This window comes from Vibrio sp. TMPB1044, assembly GCF_030442075.1.
GTDB lineage: Bacteria > Pseudomonadota > Gammaproteobacteria > Enterobacterales > Vibrionaceae > Vibrio > Vibrio satsumensis.
Window position 1 is genome coordinate 339,508 of the sequence record NZ_JAUJED010000019.1, and the last position, 18,187, is coordinate 357,694.

Annotated in this window: 19 protein-coding genes and 1 pseudogene; 10 read left to right on the forward strand and 10 right to left on the reverse strand. The window is 43.7% G+C overall.

Annotation, left to right across the window (positions count from 1 at the left end; translation table 11 throughout):
• The first annotated feature begins 75 nt into the window (after window positions 1-75).
• The 10 genes and pseudogenes from QQ041_RS13515 (at window position 76) to QQ041_RS13560 (ending at window position 4,440) form a co-directional block, all read left to right on the forward strand.
• The gene (locus QQ041_RS13515; protein WP_253656744.1) at window positions 76-555 is read left to right on the forward strand and encodes a GNAT family N-acetyltransferase; all 480 of its coding nucleotides are present in this window, start codon (window positions 76-78) and stop codon (window positions 553-555) included.
• Between the two features lie 105 nt (window positions 556-660).
• On the forward strand, window positions 661-858 hold the full coding sequence (locus tag QQ041_RS13520) for a hypothetical protein (protein WP_285954199.1): 198 nt from the start codon (window positions 661-663) through the stop codon (window positions 856-858).
• A complete protein-coding gene (locus QQ041_RS13525) occupies window positions 855-1,400 on the forward strand; it encodes a GNAT family N-acetyltransferase (RefSeq protein ID WP_285954200.1) in 546 nt (181 codons plus the stop codon). Before QQ041_RS13520 ends, QQ041_RS13525 begins: the two co-directional genes overlap by 4 nt.
• A 112-nt stretch (window positions 1,401-1,512) precedes the next feature.
• Window positions 1,513-1,995 (forward strand): ATP-binding protein, encoded by a 483-nt coding sequence (locus tag QQ041_RS13530; protein WP_285954201.1) that lies wholly within the window; start codon window positions 1,513-1,515, stop codon window positions 1,993-1,995.
• Between the two features lie 75 nt (window positions 1,996-2,070).
• Window positions 2,071-2,139: pseudogene (locus QQ041_RS13535) on the forward strand (DUF1801 domain-containing protein); the annotation flags it as partial.
• 174 nt (window positions 2,140-2,313) lie between these two features.
• Window positions 2,314-2,646 (forward strand): hypothetical protein, encoded by a 333-nt coding sequence (locus QQ041_RS13540; protein ID WP_285954202.1) that lies wholly within the window; start codon window positions 2,314-2,316, stop codon window positions 2,644-2,646.
• 59 nt (window positions 2,647-2,705) lie between these two features.
• Complete coding sequence (locus QQ041_RS13545; RefSeq protein ID WP_017077829.1) at window positions 2,706-2,987, forward strand: hypothetical protein; 282 nt, start codon at window positions 2,706-2,708, stop codon at window positions 2,985-2,987.
• Between the two features lie 63 nt (window positions 2,988-3,050).
• A complete protein-coding gene (locus QQ041_RS13550; RefSeq protein ID WP_017080506.1) occupies window positions 3,051-3,500 on the forward strand; it encodes a DUF3291 domain-containing protein in 450 nt (149 codons plus the stop codon).
• A 103-nt stretch (window positions 3,501-3,603) separates the two neighbouring features.
• A complete protein-coding gene (locus QQ041_RS13555; protein WP_353057837.1) occupies window positions 3,604-3,900 on the forward strand; it encodes a hypothetical protein in 297 nt (98 codons plus the stop codon).
• An 87-nt stretch (window positions 3,901-3,987) separates the two neighbouring features.
• Complete coding sequence (locus QQ041_RS13560; protein WP_285954204.1) at window positions 3,988-4,440, forward strand: hypothetical protein; 453 nt, start codon at window positions 3,988-3,990, stop codon at window positions 4,438-4,440.
• A gap of 108 nt (window positions 4,441-4,548) precedes the next feature.
• On the opposite strand, the gene QQ041_RS13565 is transcribed toward QQ041_RS13560, so the two are convergent.
• The 10 genes from QQ041_RS13565 to QQ041_RS13610 all read right to left on the reverse strand — a co-directional run bounded on the left by QQ041_RS13565 (window position 4,549) and on the right by QQ041_RS13610 (window position 18,183).
• Window positions 4,549-6,051: an efflux transporter outer membrane subunit gene (locus QQ041_RS13565; RefSeq protein ID WP_285954205.1), complete on the reverse strand. Its 1,503-nt coding sequence runs from the start codon at window positions 6,049-6,051 to the stop codon at window positions 4,549-4,551.
• 2 nt (window positions 6,052-6,053) lie between these two features.
• Complete coding sequence (locus tag QQ041_RS13570; protein WP_285954232.1) at window positions 6,054-9,173, reverse strand: efflux RND transporter permease subunit; 3,120 nt, start codon at window positions 9,171-9,173, stop codon at window positions 6,054-6,056.
• Window positions 9,174-9,183: 10 nt separating this feature from the next.
• On the reverse strand, window positions 9,184-10,299 hold the full coding sequence (locus QQ041_RS13575; RefSeq protein ID WP_285954206.1) for an efflux RND transporter periplasmic adaptor subunit: 1,116 nt from the start codon (window positions 10,297-10,299) through the stop codon (window positions 9,184-9,186).
• A gap of 99 nt (window positions 10,300-10,398) precedes the next feature.
• A complete protein-coding gene (locus QQ041_RS13580) occupies window positions 10,399-11,277 on the reverse strand; it encodes a LysR family transcriptional regulator (protein ID WP_285954207.1) in 879 nt (292 codons plus the stop codon).
• Between the two features lie 241 nt (window positions 11,278-11,518).
• Window positions 11,519-12,178, reverse strand: coding sequence for a sugar transferase (locus tag QQ041_RS13585; protein ID WP_060982013.1), 660 nt, complete (start codon window positions 12,176-12,178; stop codon window positions 11,519-11,521).
• Window positions 12,179-12,187: 9 nt separating this feature from the next.
• Window positions 12,188-13,375 carry a glycosyltransferase family 2 protein gene (locus QQ041_RS13590; protein WP_285954208.1) on the reverse strand — a complete coding sequence of 396 codons (1,188 nt, stop codon included), beginning with the start codon at window positions 13,373-13,375 and terminating at the stop codon, window positions 12,188-12,190.
• Complete coding sequence (locus QQ041_RS13595) at window positions 13,372-14,472, reverse strand: glycosyltransferase (RefSeq protein ID WP_285954209.1); 1,101 nt, start codon at window positions 14,470-14,472, stop codon at window positions 13,372-13,374. The genes QQ041_RS13590 and QQ041_RS13595 overlap by 4 nt, the downstream gene beginning before the upstream one ends.
• A gap of 375 nt (window positions 14,473-14,847) precedes the next feature.
• Complete coding sequence (locus tag QQ041_RS13600) at window positions 14,848-16,272, reverse strand: Wzz/FepE/Etk N-terminal domain-containing protein (protein WP_285954210.1); 1,425 nt, start codon at window positions 16,270-16,272, stop codon at window positions 14,848-14,850.
• On the reverse strand, window positions 16,269-17,405 hold the full coding sequence (locus QQ041_RS13605; protein ID WP_285954211.1) for a glycosyltransferase: 1,137 nt from the start codon (window positions 17,403-17,405) through the stop codon (window positions 16,269-16,271). Before QQ041_RS13605 ends, QQ041_RS13600 begins: the two co-directional genes overlap by 4 nt.
• Window positions 17,398-18,183: a DapH/DapD/GlmU-related protein gene (locus tag QQ041_RS13610; RefSeq protein WP_285954212.1), complete on the reverse strand. Its 786-nt coding sequence runs from the start codon at window positions 18,181-18,183 to the stop codon at window positions 17,398-17,400. The genes QQ041_RS13605 and QQ041_RS13610 overlap by 8 nt, the downstream gene beginning before the upstream one ends.
• Window positions 18,184-18,187 lie beyond the last annotated feature (4 nt).

An 18,187-nucleotide genomic window follows, 5' to 3' on the forward strand; every position in this document is an offset into this window, starting at 1 on the left:
GGTAAGTTTGAGTGCGTTGGTCACGTTGTTCGTTATCTGGTAGGGCGTTTATTCTGTTTATAATTCTGGTGGTTTATGAAAGTTAGAGCAATGAGTCCAGCTGATTTATCAGCCTTGTATGATATTTATATTGAGAAGGAAGTAGTTAACAACAATCGCTATTCACCCGATATAAAACGGGAAGAATTCGACTTAATGTTCAATGGTAGCCAGCACAATTTCGTGGCTGTTGAAACCGGTGGAGAAGTGTTTGGGCACTTGGCTATTATCACGACTGAAAAACCAAGGCTCAAGCATTCAGCGTCTTTTGGTATTGTTGTTGCCAAAGCGTCACGAGGTAAAGGTGTTGGTCGTTTCTTAATGGGGCACTTGTTATCTTATTGTGAGAATGAACTCGATTTAGCTCGCCTTGAACTAGAAGTTCACGCTAACAACAAAGCGGCACTGGCGTTGTACAAATCCTTTGGTTTTGAAATCGAAGGTACAAAGCGTAAAGCTGTACTCGTCGAAGATGAATTAATAGATATTGTCATCATGTCGAGAGTACTAACATAACGAAGCAATTAAAACGGTGCTCAACGCTTGATTTCAGTTTAAGTGTTTTTAGTTTAGGTAGAGGGTCGCGTTACTTACTCGGTTGTTTGCTGCGAGGAAATAAACATGAAACAACTAATATTCAGAAATATGCAGTTAGCTGTAAGTATTGGATCTGGTTTTGCGATCTATCAGTACTTTTTTATGACAGACGGTGCGTTTGATTTTTATGGGTCAATTGTGGTGTCTGCTTTTACGTTTGTAGTTAGCAGTATTGGTACCGTTCTAAAAGAGATAATCATGCGTAAAAAGGAGACTGCGTGAGAATAGTGGAAGCAAGTCGGTCTGATCTAGAGTCTTTCTTCGAGTATATAGGAGCGCAGCTTCTTGAAAATGCGGATGATGATTCTCCACTTTTCCAACCGATCTCTAAAGAGAATTGTGTAGTTTCAGAACAATTTAAAGACAAGTTTCGAAATGGTTTTGAGGCAAGCCTTGGTGAAAATGGCTGGAGAAAGCTATGGGTAATCAAAGACTCTAAGGAACGAGTGTTTGGTCATGTAGACCTACGTCATTACGGTGAAGAGTATAAGTTTCATCGTGTGCTTCTCGGCATGGGTGTTGATTCAAGTCTAAGAAAGCAAGGGTTGGGTGTAGAACTGATTAAGCGCGTGACTGAGTTTTGTAACGAAAGCCCAAGTGTCGATTGGTTAGATCTCAATGTTCTCTCGAATAATCTTCCTGCAAAAAATTTGTATTTGAAATGTGGTTTCGAAGTGATTGGAGATGTCCCAGGTTGTTATCTTATAGAAGGACAGTCTGTGTCTGAAACAATGATGACACTATGCACGAGAAGTTCCGAGTAAGAACGCTTTTAAGAATGAATTATGACACTTGGCATCCTAAGCTTATGTTAGTGCTTAAGCTTGGTGTCAGCGCTTTTACACGGCAACTCTACCTAGAAGCAAAAGAGGAATCATGACAAAAATCTATTTCGTGTGTGGCTTTATTGGCTCGGGTAAGACGACTTACTCTAAAGCGCTTGCAGAAAAGTATGGCGCCTTTCGTTTCTCGATTGATGAGTGGATGATTCCTTTGTATGGCGAGCATATGGAGCGTGAGGTTTTTGATAGCCGGCTAGCTACGCTACAAGGGTTATTCAAAGACTCTACAATGCAGCTGTTTTCCTTGGGTGTTCCGGTGATTTTTGACTTCGGTTTTTGGCGTAAATCAGACCGGGATTCTTTTACAAGCTGGGCATCAAACCTAGGTGTGGACAGCGAAGTTCACTACCTTGATGTTCCGTTTGAGACTTGTAAGCAAAGAGCATTTAGCCGCAACTCGGAATTGAATGGTAAGTCTTATGAAATGACACCTGCAATGTTAGATTTGTTTTGGTCTTGGTTTGAGGTTCCAACTTCAAATGAAAATATTATTTGGGTTCAACAGGAAGCTCAATAAGGTATGTAGTCAAACATAGTTTGAGTTAGCAGCTCCTTAATATCGCAACAAGTGGATCGGAGGTTCAATGGACCAATCAAGCAGTGCTTAGAGCTAGCCTTAACTTATCAGCAACGGAAGCATCTACCGCTTCTTGGCGCGTAAGTCTTACGTGTTGTCAGCTGCTTAGCTGAATGTGGTTAGAATTTAAAAAGTACGCCTGCCACTGATTTACAAGGCTTGGCACTTCTCGTTTAATGTAGGTTAGTGTTTAACGTCTTATGGTTTAGGTTAGTGACGTTGCTCGGACCGTAAAGTGGTATGTGGACAGGGAAAGTTATGAATCAACAAGAAGCCTTTATAGGATTTGCGGTTTATGGGGTTATCAGTAGTTTAATCGGCCTTTTTACATTTTTTATTATCAAAGATGCAAAGTACAAACAAACATTGTGGACTTTGCAGTCTGTTATGTTCGGTATCTTTTCGATTGGTTTTATCTATTGCTCTGGTGGTAATGGGCCAGAATTGTTGGTCTGGATTCCGCTGGTTACTTTAATGTCTATTTACAATGTCTACTCTTTGAAATTTTGTGGTTCTTGTGGAAAAACTAACGGAAGAAAAAGTGGATTGTCATCCATTAAATCATGTCGTGAATGTGGTAATGCTTTATAGTAAAGCTAATAAATATCAGACGTTTGTTCATTTTAGTTTCAGCCTTAAAAGGAAGTTGTATGAATTTAGATAAAGCTAAAAAACGTATCGCAAAGCAGGTTAAAAAAGGCGACAACGGATATCCAAAAATCACTTTAGCGTATTACGGAACGACCAAAGATCTCGCAACGGAAGTCGCAGTTCAATTTATGCTGGGTGAGAGCGATGGTGTGCAAGAAGAACGTTTTTCTTGTGAAACCGAAATCCGAGATAATGAGCTAATCCAAACGACGCTGCTCAAGATAATCGAACGCGCTAATGTGAACTCAGTGATTGAAGTTGAAGGCGTGGCTGTTCTTTAGTTTTATAAGAATCAGTCGGCTTGCTAGGAAAATTTACTCATAATTTATCAAGGAAGAAACGTTATGAAATTAGCTCAGTTAAATATCGCTCTGGCAAAATACCCGTTAGATGCGCCAGAAATCAAAGAGTTTGTCGATAACTTAGAGTTGGTCAATGGAATTGCAGAAAGCAGTGAAGGGTTCGTTTGGCGTCTGAAAGATGAATCTGGCGACGCCACCAACATCCAAGCTTTCGATGATCCTAATATGATTGTGAACATGTCGGTGTGGGACTCTGTGGATTCGTTAAAGAACTTCATGTTCCGCACGCATCATCGTGATTTCATGCGCCGAAAGGGGGACTGGTTTCATCGTTTACCTGAAGATACTTATGTGCTTTGGTGGATTGAAGAAGACCATATTCCCACACTCGAAGAAGCAATAGAGCGACTTGAACACCTCAGAGAAATCGGTGATACACCGTATGCCTTCACTTTTAAAACCAATTTTACAGAGTCAGAAGCGCCAAAATAGCGTTCATAGATAACCAACATTATGTTTTTAGACGTTTTATGGTAGTTCCCGTGAAGATGAGCCGGTTATTGGTATGATGTATCTATAGTATTCGAGAGGTTTTATGATGTTGAAAATGAAAAGTAGTGTACTTGCGATGTGTTTATTCGGTTTCAGCATGAGTGCTACCGCTTCAACACTGGAAGATTGTGCCAAACTTCTTCCTGACGGTCACACGTATAAAGTAGAGATCATTTTAGACGTAGATAAGACTGAGAAGGATCCAACGGTGAAAGGCAGTTTTGGTGTGACGGGGGGAGCGGATGCGCCAGATACTTTTGATATCGGTGATTTTGTCGAGTGCGCAGGTCCTCTGATCAAAACCGTAGATACAGACAGCAACGATGCATCTAATTCCTAGTCACTGGTTGTCGCGTAAATAGTTCACTTTCGTCATGGAAGACATGAACAGGGGTACTTAAACTAGGTTGAGGTGAATAGGGTAATTATGGGCGATTATTTAGATATTTGGTTTACGGTTACCTCCTTAGTTTTTATTGTAAGCTTACTTTCAGCTCTTTTTGTTGGGGTCTGGCGTAAAAATATAAAAGCGTTGATTCTATTAAGTGGAGTCGCAGCAATCAGTATCGTTCTGTTTCTCTCTCAGAAGTATCAAATCCGAAAGATCCTCGCTGAAGAGCTGAGCGTGTCGAGTTTCGTTGTGGAGGCTCATGAGGAGTTTGAGGAATCTAAATTGTTAGATTCTTTGAGAAGTAATAACTACGTAGCGATGAATAGAACGAAACCTTTGTCAAAAAGTAAAGTACGTATTGTTATTAACTCTGGCGAGGTTGAGTTATTGATAGCTCAAGACTCTAAGAACGAAGAACTGTTTTGGGTCTATTACCCTAAATACCGATTTAGTCGTTTAAACCCAATAGGAAAGGTACGTATCCGTTAAACATGGGTGCACAATTGCCACAGCGACTTTCAGTAACAAAAATACCGCCGACGATATCGGCGGTATTTTTATTAGGCTTATTGCATCGTTCAGCTGAGAACAGAAAGATTAGTTAACGTGGGCTAATTCGACACTCTGTGTTTCATTAGCGACTTTCCAATCGCCACCTAACGCTTTATACACTGCAATCGTGGTATTGGCGGTTTGAAGCTTGGCGGCCACTTGGCGATCTTGCATCGCTTTTTGTTGTCTTTGTGCGTCTAACACCGACAAGTAATCGACTAGGCCCGCTTTGTATAGCGACTTTGCTTTACTCACTGCGTTATCGACGGCAAGGGTAGCTTCATCGATGCGCTTTTGGTTTTCTTGGCTACGACCATAGGCAAACAAGCTTGAATCGACTTCTGAAAAGGCGCTATCTACCGAGTGTTGGTAGTTAAGCGCTGCAGAGCGGAACCTTGCTTCGTTCATTTCAACTATGGCTTCACCTCGTCCACCATCGAACACATTCCAACTTATGCCAGCAGAGGCCGCCCAGCCGAATGAGTCGCTACTGAACAGATCATCAAAACTTCCGGCAGTCACTCCTGGCGTACCCGTTAGAAAGAATTTTGGATAGCGATTAGCTATGCTTGCGCCGAGTTCTTCGTTAATGGCTGCCATTTCTCGTTCTGCAATTCGGATGTCTGGGCGCTGTTCTAACAAGTCAGAAGGTAAGCCTGTCGGAATAACATCGTTCATTCTCGGTAACGTAAATTCACCCGCTAAACGTTGGTTCACGCTCGTAAGTGATTCGCCTAACAACACTGCCATACGTTGTTTGTGAACTTGCTCTGCGATTTCAAGTTGAGGAACAATGGATTCAGTCGCGGCAAGCATGGCTTTGGCTTGAGCAAGATCTAACTCCGAGCCATAGCCGCTACGAACCACTTTGGTGACCAGTTCTAAAGTCTGCTTTTGGTCGGAAATGTTCTCTAGTGCGATCGCTTTTCGCTCTTGAGCGCCACGATATTGCAGGTAGTTGTGAATGACATCGGCAGTGATCAAGGTGTTCAAACCGGATTGGAATATCTCGGCTTGTTCAACTCGAATCGTCGCCGCGTTGGATTGCTTATCGATACGTCCAAACAAGTCCATTTCCCAGGCGATGCTAGCACCTAAGAACCCGCCATCGTGTTGCGCTTCCAGCAACGACATCCCCGTTGCTGATTCAACCGCATCAGAGGCGCCAAATACTGGGCCGAGTAGGGAGTCGTTCTCACTCAGTTGGTAGTTGTAATAACCGCCGCCGACATTGATGGTTGGGACTTTGAATGATTCAACCACGCTTTTGTATGAGTTCGCCATGTTGATTCGCTCTGCGGCCAGTTTAAGTGGGATGTTCTGGTTTTGAACATCGGCCACTAATTGATTGAGCGTTGGATCATTGAACTGTGCCCACCAATGATTGTGTTGCTGGTCTGTCTCACTGTGGCTTTCATTATCTTGGCTATACAAGAATGTTTCTGCCATGGTGGTTTGCGGGCCATCGTAATCAGGGCCAACTGCACAGCCTGTCAACAACAAGGCGAGAGCAATAGGAGCCATTTTAAACTTTGTTAATGGATACATATTTATTGCTCCTTGTTGAATGAGGATGGAGTACCGTTATGTGCAGATTGAGGCGTTGCATCGAGTACAACTACAGCATCTTTAATGGCTTCTGAAACTGACGTTCTCTCTTCAGTTCGATAGAAAAGCTTGTACAGGGCTGGCATTACAAACAGAGACAACACGGTTGCCGCAGCCAAGCCACCGATAATGGTTGCTGCCATCTGGTCAAACAGTAGGTCACTTAGTAACGGGATCATGCCAAGTGCCGTGGTGAGTGCACCCATCGAAATCGCCATTGTGCGGTTCACGGTGGCTTCTTTAATTGCGTCTGACAGTGAGCGACCGTCTTTACGTTCAAGCTCGATCTGGTCCATCAACACGATGCCGTTCTTGATGATCATACCGGTCAAGGTTACCGCGCCGATAAGCGCCATGAAACCGAATGGTTTATCCAACAGCAATAAGCTGAATGTTGCACCCGTCGCCGCAAGCGGTAGGGTGGTGAAGATGATCACTGGCTGTTTGAAGCCGTTAAACATCGCCACTAAGATAATCATCATCAACAACATCGCTTTAGGTAGCTGTTTAAGAATATCGCTGACCGCTTTATGCTCGTCGTAATATTCGCCACCCCATTCCAAGTGGTAACCGTGTGGAAGGTGAATGGATTCTATTTGTTCTTTAACGGAGTTTCTTACCGCTGCAGGAGTTGTGTAACGACCAACGCCAGCTTGCGCAGTGATGGTTTTTACTCGGTCACGACGCCAAATCATGGTCTCTTCGCTTGTAAGCTCAAACCCGTCAATGACTTGACCTAGTGGAACGCTGTGGATGCCCAATAAAGAACGTACCGGCAAAGTTTCTAGCGATTGAATAGAGCTTTCTGTACCACGCAGTTGAATCGTCACCAGTTCGTCGTTTAAGTTCATACGACCTAGCGGCATGCCTTCTGACGCGCGTTTCATCGCGAATGCAATGTCGGCACGGTTAATACCCGCAAGGCGCATCTTGTCTTGGTTGATGACGGGTTCTAGCACTTTGCTCTTTTGACGCCAGTCGTCACGCACGTACTTGGTGTCTGGGTGTCGAGCAAAGATAGCTTTCGCTTGTTCAGATAAGCCGTGCAGTACCTCGATATCTGGGCCTGAAAAACGCGCTTCGACACTGAATTTATCCGAAGTCGCAAGCTTTAAGCTTCTAAAGCGAGGATCGGCGTTTGGAAACTCTTCCATTAACCATTTGTCGCCACGCGCAATCAAGGGGCTGAGTGAAGGGAAATCGGTCGCGTTAATCAAGATCTGACCGTAAGCAGAGTCAAACGGCTCTGGTTCAATCGTCACTGAGAAACGAGGAGCGCCAGCACCAATGTAAGATGAAATACTCTCGACTTCCGGCTGCTCTAACAACCATTGTTCGATACGCTTCATGTCTTCTGAGGTCTGTTCAACCTTGGCGCCATTGGGCAGCCAGTAATCTAAGAACAGAATGGGTCTGTCGGCTTGTGGAATAAAGTTAACGGCAATATTCGGGATAGCCAATGCAGTGACCAAGATCAGCGGAATAAGCCCCGTCAGTGCTTTGAGTGGGTTATCTACCGTCCAGTTTACGCTCTTACGGTATAAGCTCACTTTGGTATTGTCAGCTTGCTTAGTTGGCTTGATGAAGAACCAACACATCAAAGCTGTAAAGGTCATTGCGACAAACCATGACAACAACAGTGAAGAGGCGATAATTAGGAATACTGAGCTTGCGAACTCAGCGGCATCGGTTTTTGAAAAGATAACAGGGCTCGCACCCATGATAGCGATAACTGTCGCGCCAAAGAGTGGTGTAGCGGTCTCTTTAACAGAATCAATTGCAGCTTTGGTTCGGTCGACGCCTTTGTTGATTTTCACAATCATCATATCGGTGATGACAATGGCGTTATCCACCAACATGCCAAGCGAAAGAATGAAGGTACCTAGCGAAACTCGGTGTAAATCAATTGACGCGATGTTCATGTAGATAAGCGTCAGCAAGATAGTCAGCAACAAGCTTGAGCCGACAATGGTTGCGCTTTTTAGTCCCATGAATATCGATAGGACGATGAATACAATCGCGACACTTTCTAGCAAGTTGCTTACGAAGTTGTCGATCGATTTCTGAACTTCTTCCGGCTGGTTAGCAACTGTTGCAATATCAACACCTAACGGCAGGGTCGATTGAAAATCGCTGACGATCTGATTGATTTCATCGCCAAGTGATACCACGTTGACGCCGGTGACTGGGCTCATCGCTAATGTGACTGCAGGCACGCCGTTGAAGCGGTTCTCTGTCATCATTGGCTCTTGGTAGCCCATTGTGACGTCTGCAATATCGCCTAAGCGGATTAAGCTGGTGCCTAATTCACTCACACCGCCTTTGATCATCAGATTTTTGATGTCGTCTAATGAACCAAACTCACTCGACTGTTGAACTCGGATTCGCTCAGTTCCTGCTGAAAACTTACCGGCATCAAAGGCCATGTTTTGAGTATTCAGCTGCGACCAAACTTGTGTGATGGATAGGCCGTATTGCGCCAACCTTTCATCTGGGATGTCGATATGAACAACGTGTGGTTGAACACCGTGTAATTCGATCTTCTTAATACCATCGACGGTTTTAATTCGACGTTGCAACTCTTCTGCGTAACGTCTTAGTTCAGCAGGAGAAGCATCCTTACTGTGGATAGAGAAAAGCATGCCGTAGACTTCAGAAAACTCGTCTTGTACGACACTGATCTGTGCAGTCGAAGGCAGTAATAGCTTCATATCAGATATTTTGCGACGCAATAAGTCCCACTCTTGAGGAAGTGCTTTTGAATTAAGAGACTCTTTGAGGTCGACAAACACCATCGACATGCCAGGGCGAGAGAGTGAACGAAGTCGGTTTAATGATCCCATCTCTTGCAGTTTAGTTTCGACGGTATCAGTAACTTGCTGTTCCACTTCTTCCGCAGAAGCACCGGGGTAGAGCGTTACTACGACGGCCGTTTTGATGGTAAAGCTTGGATCTTCGAGCTTGCCAAGATCAAAGTAAGAAAACAGGCCTGCGATAACACTCAATGCAGTGAAAAACAGGATGAAGGTGCGTTGTTTGATCGCAAAATCAGCTAGATTCATCATGATTTACCTACAGACTCTTAACTTGAATATCGGAGAAGTGTTGGCCTTCCATGACGTACTGAGCACCACTCACCACGACGAAATCGCCATCGTTGAGCGTTGATTCAACGCATACGGTATTTTGGGACATCGAAACCACGTCCACAGTTACGCCATGAGCTTGTTCATTTTGAATAGTGAACACTTGCTCGATACCCGATGGATTCACGATCGCTGAATACGGTAAGCAGAAATTATTGGTTGGTTCGCCAAGTTGAGTCGTGAGTGTTACGGCTTTGCCCGGCAACACAGATTTGTCGCCTGACTCTAGATGGTAAGTAACCGCGTAGGTTTGCTTAATAGGATGAGGTGACGTTGCAATTTCAGTCGCGTACCCAATCAATTTTTCCTCTGAGCCGTACCAGTTGATACCAGCGGTCTGATTCGGTTGGAATTTATGAATTAGGTTTTCTGGGACTTGGATTTTAACTTCAAGTTGATCGGGGTTGTGGATGGTGAAAACTGAAATACCCGGCAGGACTTGTTCGAACTGTTCGAAGTTAGATGCAGCTACCACGCCGTCAAAAGGGGCGAGCAGTTGTGTATAACGAATCGAATCTTTTGCGCGGCGTATGTTTTGTTCAACCACTTTAACCGCGGCTTCACTTCTTTCATAGCCGCTGATAGCACGATCCAGATTAACATCGGCAATCGCGTTGTCATCAATCGCTTGTTTCACTCGAGCGAGCTCAGTCTTAGCCAGCTTGTGTGCAGATTTTGCTTCAAGAGAACGAGCTTGTAACTCTTCCAACGCCACTTGGTAATCATGCGGGTCGAGTTGTGCCAACGGCTGGCCTTTCTTTACTGGATCGCCAATCGAGACCATCACATTTTGAATAGTACCAGGTACGCGAAACGCCACTCCTGCTGTTTCTGATGATTGCAATTTACCCGTGAAGGATTTTTCGATCTGATGAGAAAGAGGCTCAAGTTGAATAACTTGAATTGGTCGCGTTTGCTTCTGAGGGAGCGTCGCCTCAGAGTCATTACAGCCAAAAAGAGGGATCAGGCTTAGTGCGATGACCGTATGTTTAAGGATAGGTGTCTGTTCAAAGATAGACGAACGTTGAGAAATAGGCTTCATGGATTACTCCTGTCAATTTATGGAGTAATTCTATCTTTCAGTTAGGTTTAGATAATCTAGTCTATTCGCGAAACACTGTCATAATATTCATTACAATAGCTATAGATTTGGAAGCTCTTGTAATAGAAAATCAATCAAAAGTTGAGCGGAGTGACTTAACGCTTTGCGTTGAGGGTAGAGTAGCCATGCTTCTTCTTTTTGAAGCTCCTCGTTAGGGAATAGGTTGATTAAGGCCCCACCTTTGAGTTGTTGTCGTACCAAGAGTTCTGGCAGTAATGCTATACCTCTGTGACGTGTTACACCGCCGATTACGAAGCCTATGCTGTCACTCACCACAGAAGGTTCGACCTTGATGATGTGATCTTTGATGTCCCATCGCTTGTCGATGTCACCACTTGGCCATCTAAAGCAAACAAATGGGTAATTGGCGAGTTCTCTTAAGCTTGAAGGCTTGCCTTCTTTCTCTAAAAATTCAGGACTAGCGACAAAAATACGTTGGAGATCCATGACTTTACGTGCAACTACGTTAGCGTCACTCAATGTGCCGCCATGCATGGCCAGGTCTAATCCTTGGCGGTACATGTCGACAAAACCGTTGCTAATATTGCGAATATCTAGCTCAACCTTAGGGTACATATCTTGAAATTTAAATAGAGTTGATTGCATGATGTCGCTGGTTTCAGGCAGCAGGCCTATTTTCACTTGTCCGTGTGCAACTTCTGATAGGTTGGAAGCAATATGGTTTGCTTTGTCGAGTGCTCTTAATGCATTGAGCAGTTCTTTGTAATAGAGCTCGCCAGCTTTAGTTAAGGAAAGGCTTCGAGTCGTTCTAAAGAATAATTGAATGCCGAGAGACTTCTCAAGGTCGTTAATTCTACGGCTAACGTTAGCTCGCGGAAGGTCAAGAGCATTGGCTGCAGCAGTGAAACTACCTAGCTCGACAACGGTGGTGAACAGCTTAAGATCTTCGATTTTCATAACAACGGCATTTAATCGTTTTTAGAACAGTATGTTGGCATCGTATATCAATTGGATTTTAAAATCGAAGCGTTCTTTTAGTTGGCTTGTTATCAAACAGAGAAAAGCCGGCCGATAATTCATTATCAAAGCTGGCTTTTTGTTCACAGTGGACAGACTGCTCTATTTATCACAGGCGACAGACTGCTCTATTTATCACCTTGGACGAGATTGATTGTAATTTCACCTTAGACCATATTTTTTAGCGGCCTCGTCCGTCGACCATTACGATGATAGTTTTAGAAATGATGGCGAGGTCAGCGGCAATCCAAGATTTCATAGAACATAGACTCAGTGCGTAGCTGTGATCAAAACCTACTTTACGACGTACATCATCGATGCAGGTGTCATAACCTTGGTTCACTTGTGCAAGCCCTGTAATACCGGGCATTACGCCATAAGTGCGGTCCGCAAAGTAAGGGATTTCGTTCTCTAGTTTGGTGTAAAAAGTAGGGCGCTCAGGGCGTGGACCAATAAGAGACATTTCACCTTTTAATACATTAAACAGTTGTGGAAGTTCATCGAGACGAGTCTTTCTCAAGAATCGACCAACCGGTGTGATTCGTGGGTCATTCGCGGTTGCCCAAACTGCACCTGAGCGAGTTTCTGCGTCTTCGTACATGCTACGGAACTTCATGATTTCAAATAGTTCCATTTTCTGTGGTGTTGATTTACCAACGCGAAGTTGGCGGTAGAAAATAGGACCACGAGACGTGAGTGCAATCGCCATCGCAATTAGAGGAAATACAGGCGCCAATAAAATTAGAGCTAACAGAGCACTTACGAAATCGAACGTACGTTTAGCTCTTGAGATTTTGTATTGGTATAGCTTTTGGTTAGATAGCTGTTCAATGTTCATCATAATAAGTCCTCAATGATTCGCTCGTGTCCAAGGTGAATTTTCTAGCCCGACTAGGTAACGAATGCCACCAATGAAGTTGGCGTAGTGTCCAACAATCAAGTATGAGATTAATGAAATAGGTTTGTTCACTAAACGTTTTGGCAATATGCAGCCAAGTACGCCAATGGTGTAAACAGAAATTTGTGCCAACAGTAATCCCTTAAATACCAGGTAGTGGCTAAGTAAGATTGAGCACACTAAGCACACAATCATTAGATATGGGGTCAGTAGGCGCAGCCCTTTCCCTGAGAAGAAGGCAAATGCGATACCTTTGAATTTAGGGCTAAATAAGCCAAATAATCGAATCGCTTGTTGCATGTTGCCAGCTGAGATACGGAGTCTTCTTTTGAAGTCTGTTTCTAGGTTTGATTCTTCTAACTCTAATGCCACCATTTGGGTTTCGTATTCAGCGATGTAACCTTGTTTGACAATTTGCATAGGCAGTATGAAGTCATCGTTGATGGTGTTTAGAGGAAGCGGTTTAAACAGGTGTGTTCTGAACAAGTAGAATGCGCCGTGAGACCCTAAGCTAGAGCCTAATGAAGCCTCTGACTCTTTAACTGCGGTTTGATACTGCCAGTAAGTGTTCTCTCCTTCGTTTCTTGTTGGGCACAGTTGATAAGTTGCATTCACTACACCGACCTTGTCACTTTCAAAATGAGCAGCTGCAATAAGTAATGCATCTAGTGAAATAAGGGCTGATACATCACTTAGTGCTGTAATGTCACTGGCAATCTGTGTCACTTCGTCATTGAGAGTCGCGACTTTACCTCGATTTACTTTGTGGTCATGTATCTCAAAGTGGATATCACTGCACATCGCTTCTTGAATGGTCATTTGTGCAATCTCCACCGTGTTATCAGTACAACCATCACAAGCGATAATGACTTGCAGTTTCTTTTTTGGGTAATCTAATGATGCAAGGTTACGAACCTTGTCCGCTATCCATTGCTCTTCATTAAATGCCGGAACAAGAATGGTAATGGTTGGTAGTGTGCAATCTTGTTGTTCGTCTTTGTAACAACGATGGCTCTCTTCAACGTGGCGCGCTGGGTGGCTTTTAGCGTACCAACGCAGCAATAGAGGGTAGGCTGCGTGATGGTATACAATCAACGCACCAGAAAATAAGCAAAGTCCCGCTAGCAACCAATCGATCATGCGTAAGCTCCTTTTGAGATGTCATTATAAGAGGCAACCATTTTTACAATGTCGAAGTTGTTGAGTACGTAACGACGAGGTGACAAAAAGCGTTCATTTTGTTTTTCTAATAGCGCACTCGCTAATCCCGCAACGCTGCCACTTTGAACGAGCGTGCCACTGAGTGGGCATATGGTTTCATCGACAGCACCGACGTTCATCGCGACGGTAGGAATATTGCACGCTTGGGCTTCTAGTGTTGAAAGTGGTAACCCTTCGTGACGAGAAGGTAGGCAGAAAGTATCTAATGCGCCGTAAAAGGAGGTCATGTCCTCAACTAGCCCTAGGAAGATCACACGATCACTAAGATTCAAACGGTGAGTAAGCTGTTCCAGTTGAACGCGTTTTGAACCATCACCAGCCAATACGACAACGGTGTTAGTCGGAAGTAGGGAAAGTGCCTTAATCAGTTGGTCTTGACCTTTCACATGCTCTAAACGCCCAGCACAACCTACGATGTGTTTGTCAGTAGGCAGGTTGAGCTTTGCTCTCGCGTCTGCTTTTGACATCGGTTTGAACCTCTCACAATCCACACCGTTTTTAATTGTGATGATGTTCTTATACGAAAAGGCACAACGCAGTTGATTGTAAACACGTGTTGCATCGGCAACCAATGTTGGTTGGGCAGCCTTTAGCGCTAGTGCTTGTAAGCGACGACGTTTGGTATTCTTTAAATGCCAAGCATCATGTTCAGTATGAATTCGAGTTGGAACTCCGGTAATGCGAGCTGCATAGCCTGCATAAAGTAGAGGGCCAATGTGGTGGGTATGAACCACATCAGGTCGAATCCCATTAAATGCTTTAATCAGTTTGATGATGATATTGAATTGTACGCCTGGAGCTTTATCTAAGAAGACGATTTGATTTTTGTACTGTTCCAATTTAGGCCAGTTGTTTATCGACTCTTGTTTTGTGCCTTCTAAACTCACGATCAACACTTGGTCTGTTGGTTTAGCGAGGCGCAACAAATCTAACGTCAAAGTTTCTAAGCCTCCTGGAGCAAGGTGCTGAACAACGTGTATGATCTTTTTGCCATGCTTCGTTAACTGGTTATTCATAATTTGGTCCCTGCCTTAGTTACTATTCTTTTTCCTTTCTGACGCCTCGCTTTAAGCTATTCGGTTAAAGCGCTTATCTACACAGTTAGATAGCAGGAGTCGTGCCAATTAAATATGCACTATTTATCAATGGCTTAGTTTGATTTTGTGATCTGTGTATTTGATTTCTCAAAATGGGAATCAAAACAAAATATGAATGAATAGGTATTGGAAAAATAAAAATGGAAATAACAATCGAGAATTGATGGCATATAACGAGCAGGTTTGGCCCGATTTCAGGAAGTAACTGAGCTTTAGAAAAGAAAAATGCCAAGTGAGTGTTAGCGTTTGTTGTTAGGAAGTAAACCTAAGCAAGAGTCTTACTTTAAAGGCTGATTAACTCATTTTAGGGATCACTGTTATCACCGGGACACCCAAGATATCTTCAATTTCGTCTTTGCGCTTGATTGAAGAATCGAACAGCTCAAACACTATAGCTAAGCCAATCCCCAATCCTATACCTGCAGCGAATCCAGCCAGAATGAAGATAAATGTAGGCATGTTTGATTTCATACTCGGAGTGAAGGGCAAATCGATAATCTTTACACGCTTGTTTTGTTCGAACACGCCCAATGAGCCCGTTAATTGAGCCATTTCATAACGCTCAGTCAGTTCATCGTATAGTTGGCGCTTGATTTCAACTTGTCGTTTAAGACGATACATCTCTTTTGCATTTTCACCGAAGTTATTGGCTTTGTGTTCTAACTCAAAGATCATAGTACGAAGGCTTTTTGTCTCTTCCGTTAACGATTCAAAGCGAGCACGAACCAGCTGTAGACTATGTAGCTGGGTGACCAAAAGTGGTTGAGTATTGGATAGTTTGTTCAGTGTAGCGCTACTCGCGATGTCCCAAAGTTGGTCGCTGTTCATGGCAGGTTGCGTCACTTCTAATAAAGTCGTTCTCTCTTTCTCAAGCCTGTCTAATTCGCGAACTTTAGCCTGTACAGCACTGTGTTTATTTGTGTATTTTGCTTGCAGTAATGTCAATTCACTACGAATGTCTATGATTTGGTCTTCTATTCGACCTATTACTGGGTTGGTTTTAGAAAGCTGTTGATCGATAGACCCTAAGCTTTTTTCGACACCGGATAATTCAGCCTCTTTTTCAGCGAGATTCTGTTTGAGTGATGCTAAGCGGTTTAGACTTTGGCTTTGTACTTCTGGTGTCGATTGCATGTTTTCGTTCATGTATAAAGCCAATGCTTCTTCTGCTTTTTCAAGATCGATATGACGTTTATCGATGTGAATTTTCAAAAAGTTACTTGAGTCTTCAATCGAAGAACGCTCAGGCGCCAACAATTGCTCAATGAAATGCTCACTAACCGAGCGAAGGGTTTGTTCCATACCAACTGGAGTATGAGAGGTTAAACTGATCTTCAAAAAGTCTTTTCCAAGCTGAATCACAGATAAACGTTGCGATAAGTCAGTGATAATCTCTTCTTTTTCTAACTCTGACATATCTGACCTGGTCAATTGCAGTTCGTCAGCCACAGAATAAAGAACATGTCGACTGTGAAGCAGTGTTCTTAATGCGTTGAGTCGGTCTTTAAGCATGGTTGAAACGGCAAGGTCTTCCAAAAATGGATTCATTTTGGCCGTTTCTTGAATCAACATACTGGTATGCGCGTCATACTTGGTCGGGGCTAATTTACTGACCCCAAAGCCTACTAAAGGCAAAATTAGAATAGGCAGTACGATTACGTAGCGCTGGCGCCACATTGCATTCAAGATGGACAATAACCGCAATTTCAGATTATTCATAATAGCTCCAGCATCCAATGAACGAAGTTACCGCGGTTCTGCCAGCTGTCTTTCGCGACGACAGAGACTGGCGAGTTTTCAAAATGACGAGCTTGATCGAGAGCCTCAATCATCTGCCTAGCGCTCTCTACTGATGTTACGTAACTTTTATAAGGTGCTATTGCAGGGAAAGGGGTCGTGACAATTGGCGTTCCTGCTGCGAGATATTCCATCAACTTCAATGGGCTACATGCGCGGATTTGTTCATTATCAACAAAAGGTAATAGGCTAACATCCCAGTGCTGAGAATAACTTGGCAACGTGTGGTGTGGACGAGGACCTAAGTAGTGAACGTTCTCAAGCTTAGGCAATGATAATGTATCAAGTTCATTGGGGCCTATGAATACGAAGTCCCATTCCGGCATTGCTGTGGCAACATGCTCAATCATGTCGTAATCAAGCCACTTAGATAGGCTTCCATAAAAACCAGCTATGGGACGATGGCTGCTTGGTAAATCTTTTGCTCTTGGTACTGGTGTCGAAAATAGGTTGACGTCTACACCATGTGGTAGCAAGTGTGCTTTATGTTTTGGAAATTTATCCATCAATTTTTTGCTAGCCGCGAATATAAGAGACGCTTTATCGATTAACTTAGATTCGTGTTGCGCTACAGTGTCATGGTCGACACCAGCCAAGGCGCTAAAATCATCACCGCAGTAGTAAACCACAGATGACTCGCCTAAATGTCCGCACAAATCGACAGCGGTCGGAAGCGAAGTCCATAAGATGGGGGCATGAAGGTTCAATTCAGAAATAATTGGCTTCAATTGGCGTACCATCATTTGCTGAGCTAGCTTTCTCGATAACTTAGAAGCAGGCGCAGGTATGGTCTTTAAATTGATGACCGTGATGTTTCCGTGGTTGGAAGTATCAATGGTATTTTGGGAATCTAACATGTTTTGAGTAACCGCATTACTTCTACCAATCAGTTTGTTAAAGGCGCGAGTGATGTCTTTAAATGATAGTTTTGGCTGTCTTAGGCCGATAGAGTTCACCCATAATACTTTGTGCTGTTTAGCTAGGTGACGCACTAAATGTTGAGTCGATGAAGGTAGGCCACCAAAGTCTTCACCAAATACGATTAAATCACGCATGGTCACCTCCGCGAGTTTCAAATGAATCGAATACATCAGATTCGGTAATTTCTACGGACTTAATGTGACCGACGACTCGTGCAGGGTTACCTGCAGCGATTGAAAACGGTGGAATGCTTTTGGTAACAACGCTACCGGCTGCAACAACCGTTCCTTCGCCTATGGTCACTCCGCCTTTAACGGTGACATTGGTGCCTAGCCAAACATCGGGTTCAAGAATAATGTCGCCTATTTGCTGAGGGTCATCGCCTTCACCTTGTGCTCGACGTTTTGCATCAAGTGGGTGGCCAGAATATCCAAATAAGAAAGCGCCGCCTGCGATACGTACATTGTCAGAGATAATGACTTTACCTCCGACTGCAATCGTGGATTGCCAGCCAATGTCCACATTATTACCGATAGACAGTAATGGATGTTCCAAGCCTTCAAGTGGCTGTGTACAGCCCGAAAATGTCGTGTGGCCTGAGATACGGCAGTTGTCGCCAATCGAAATTTGTACTGGGCCGCTAACGAAAGGGAGGCCTCCATACAAATAGAGACGTTTGCCACATTGAGCGACACGACCTTTGAAAGCTGGTGTCCAGTAGAAGAATCGAGTAAAGCCAGACACCATATTCACGACAAGCTTGTGACCTTGGTACAGGCAGCGATTAAAGACTTTTGGAGTTGGTAGTTCTGCGCTTCTTATATTTTTCAAAATGAAAAACACATTTCTAATTCGAGAATTGGGGTGAAACTTAAGCCAATGTTTGAATTGATGTATAGATACTGACGTCATAATG

What these genes read in the sequence shown, in the direction of transcription:
- QQ041_RS13515 (WP_253656744.1), top strand. Translation starts at nt 76, where the DNA reads ATGAAAGTTAGAGCAATGAGTCCAGCTGATTTATCAGCCTTGTATGAT.
- QQ041_RS13520 (WP_285954199.1), top strand. Translation starts at nt 661, where the DNA reads ATGAAACAACTAATATTCAGAAATATGCAGTTAGCTGTAAGTATTGGA.
- QQ041_RS13530 (WP_285954201.1), top strand. Translation starts at nt 1,513, where the DNA reads ATGACAAAAATCTATTTCGTGTGTGGCTTTATTGGCTCGGGTAAGACG.
- QQ041_RS13540 (WP_285954202.1), top strand. Translation starts at nt 2,314, where the DNA reads ATGAATCAACAAGAAGCCTTTATAGGATTTGCGGTTTATGGGGTTATC.
- QQ041_RS13545 (WP_017077829.1), top strand. Translation starts at nt 2,706, where the DNA reads ATGAATTTAGATAAAGCTAAAAAACGTATCGCAAAGCAGGTTAAAAAA.
- QQ041_RS13550 (WP_017080506.1), top strand. Translation starts at nt 3,051, where the DNA reads ATGAAATTAGCTCAGTTAAATATCGCTCTGGCAAAATACCCGTTAGAT.
- QQ041_RS13555 (WP_353057837.1), top strand. Translation starts at nt 3,604, where the DNA reads ATGATGTTGAAAATGAAAAGTAGTGTACTTGCGATGTGTTTATTCGGT.
- QQ041_RS13560 (WP_285954204.1), top strand. Translation starts at nt 3,988, where the DNA reads ATGGGCGATTATTTAGATATTTGGTTTACGGTTACCTCCTTAGTTTTT.
- QQ041_RS13565 (WP_285954205.1), bottom strand. Translation starts at nt 6,051, where the DNA reads ATGTATCCATTAACAAAGTTTAAAATGGCTCCTATTGCTCTCGCCTTG.
- QQ041_RS13570 (WP_285954232.1), bottom strand. Translation starts at nt 9,173, where the DNA reads ATGAATCTAGCTGATTTTGCGATCAAACAACGCACCTTCATCCTGTTT.
- QQ041_RS13575 (WP_285954206.1), bottom strand. Translation starts at nt 10,299, where the DNA reads ATGAAGCCTATTTCTCAACGTTCGTCTATCTTTGAACAGACACCTATC.
- QQ041_RS13580 (WP_285954207.1), bottom strand. Translation starts at nt 11,277, where the DNA reads ATGAAAATCGAAGATCTTAAGCTGTTCACCACCGTTGTCGAGCTAGGT.
- QQ041_RS13585 (WP_060982013.1), bottom strand. Translation starts at nt 12,178, where the DNA reads ATGATGAACATTGAACAGCTATCTAACCAAAAGCTATACCAATACAAA.
- QQ041_RS13590 (WP_285954208.1), bottom strand. Translation starts at nt 13,375, where the DNA reads ATGATCGATTGGTTGCTAGCGGGACTTTGCTTATTTTCTGGTGCGTTG.
- QQ041_RS13595 (WP_285954209.1), bottom strand. Translation starts at nt 14,472, where the DNA reads ATGAATAACCAGTTAACGAAGCATGGCAAAAAGATCATACACGTTGTT.
- QQ041_RS13600 (WP_285954210.1), bottom strand. Translation starts at nt 16,272, where the DNA reads ATGAATAATCTGAAATTGCGGTTATTGTCCATCTTGAATGCAATGTGG.
- QQ041_RS13605 (WP_285954211.1), bottom strand. Translation starts at nt 17,405, where the DNA reads ATGCGTGATTTAATCGTATTTGGTGAAGACTTTGGTGGCCTACCTTCA.
- QQ041_RS13610 (WP_285954212.1), bottom strand. Translation starts at nt 18,183, where the DNA reads ATGACGTCAGTATCTATACATCAATTCAAACATTGGCTTAAGTTTCAC.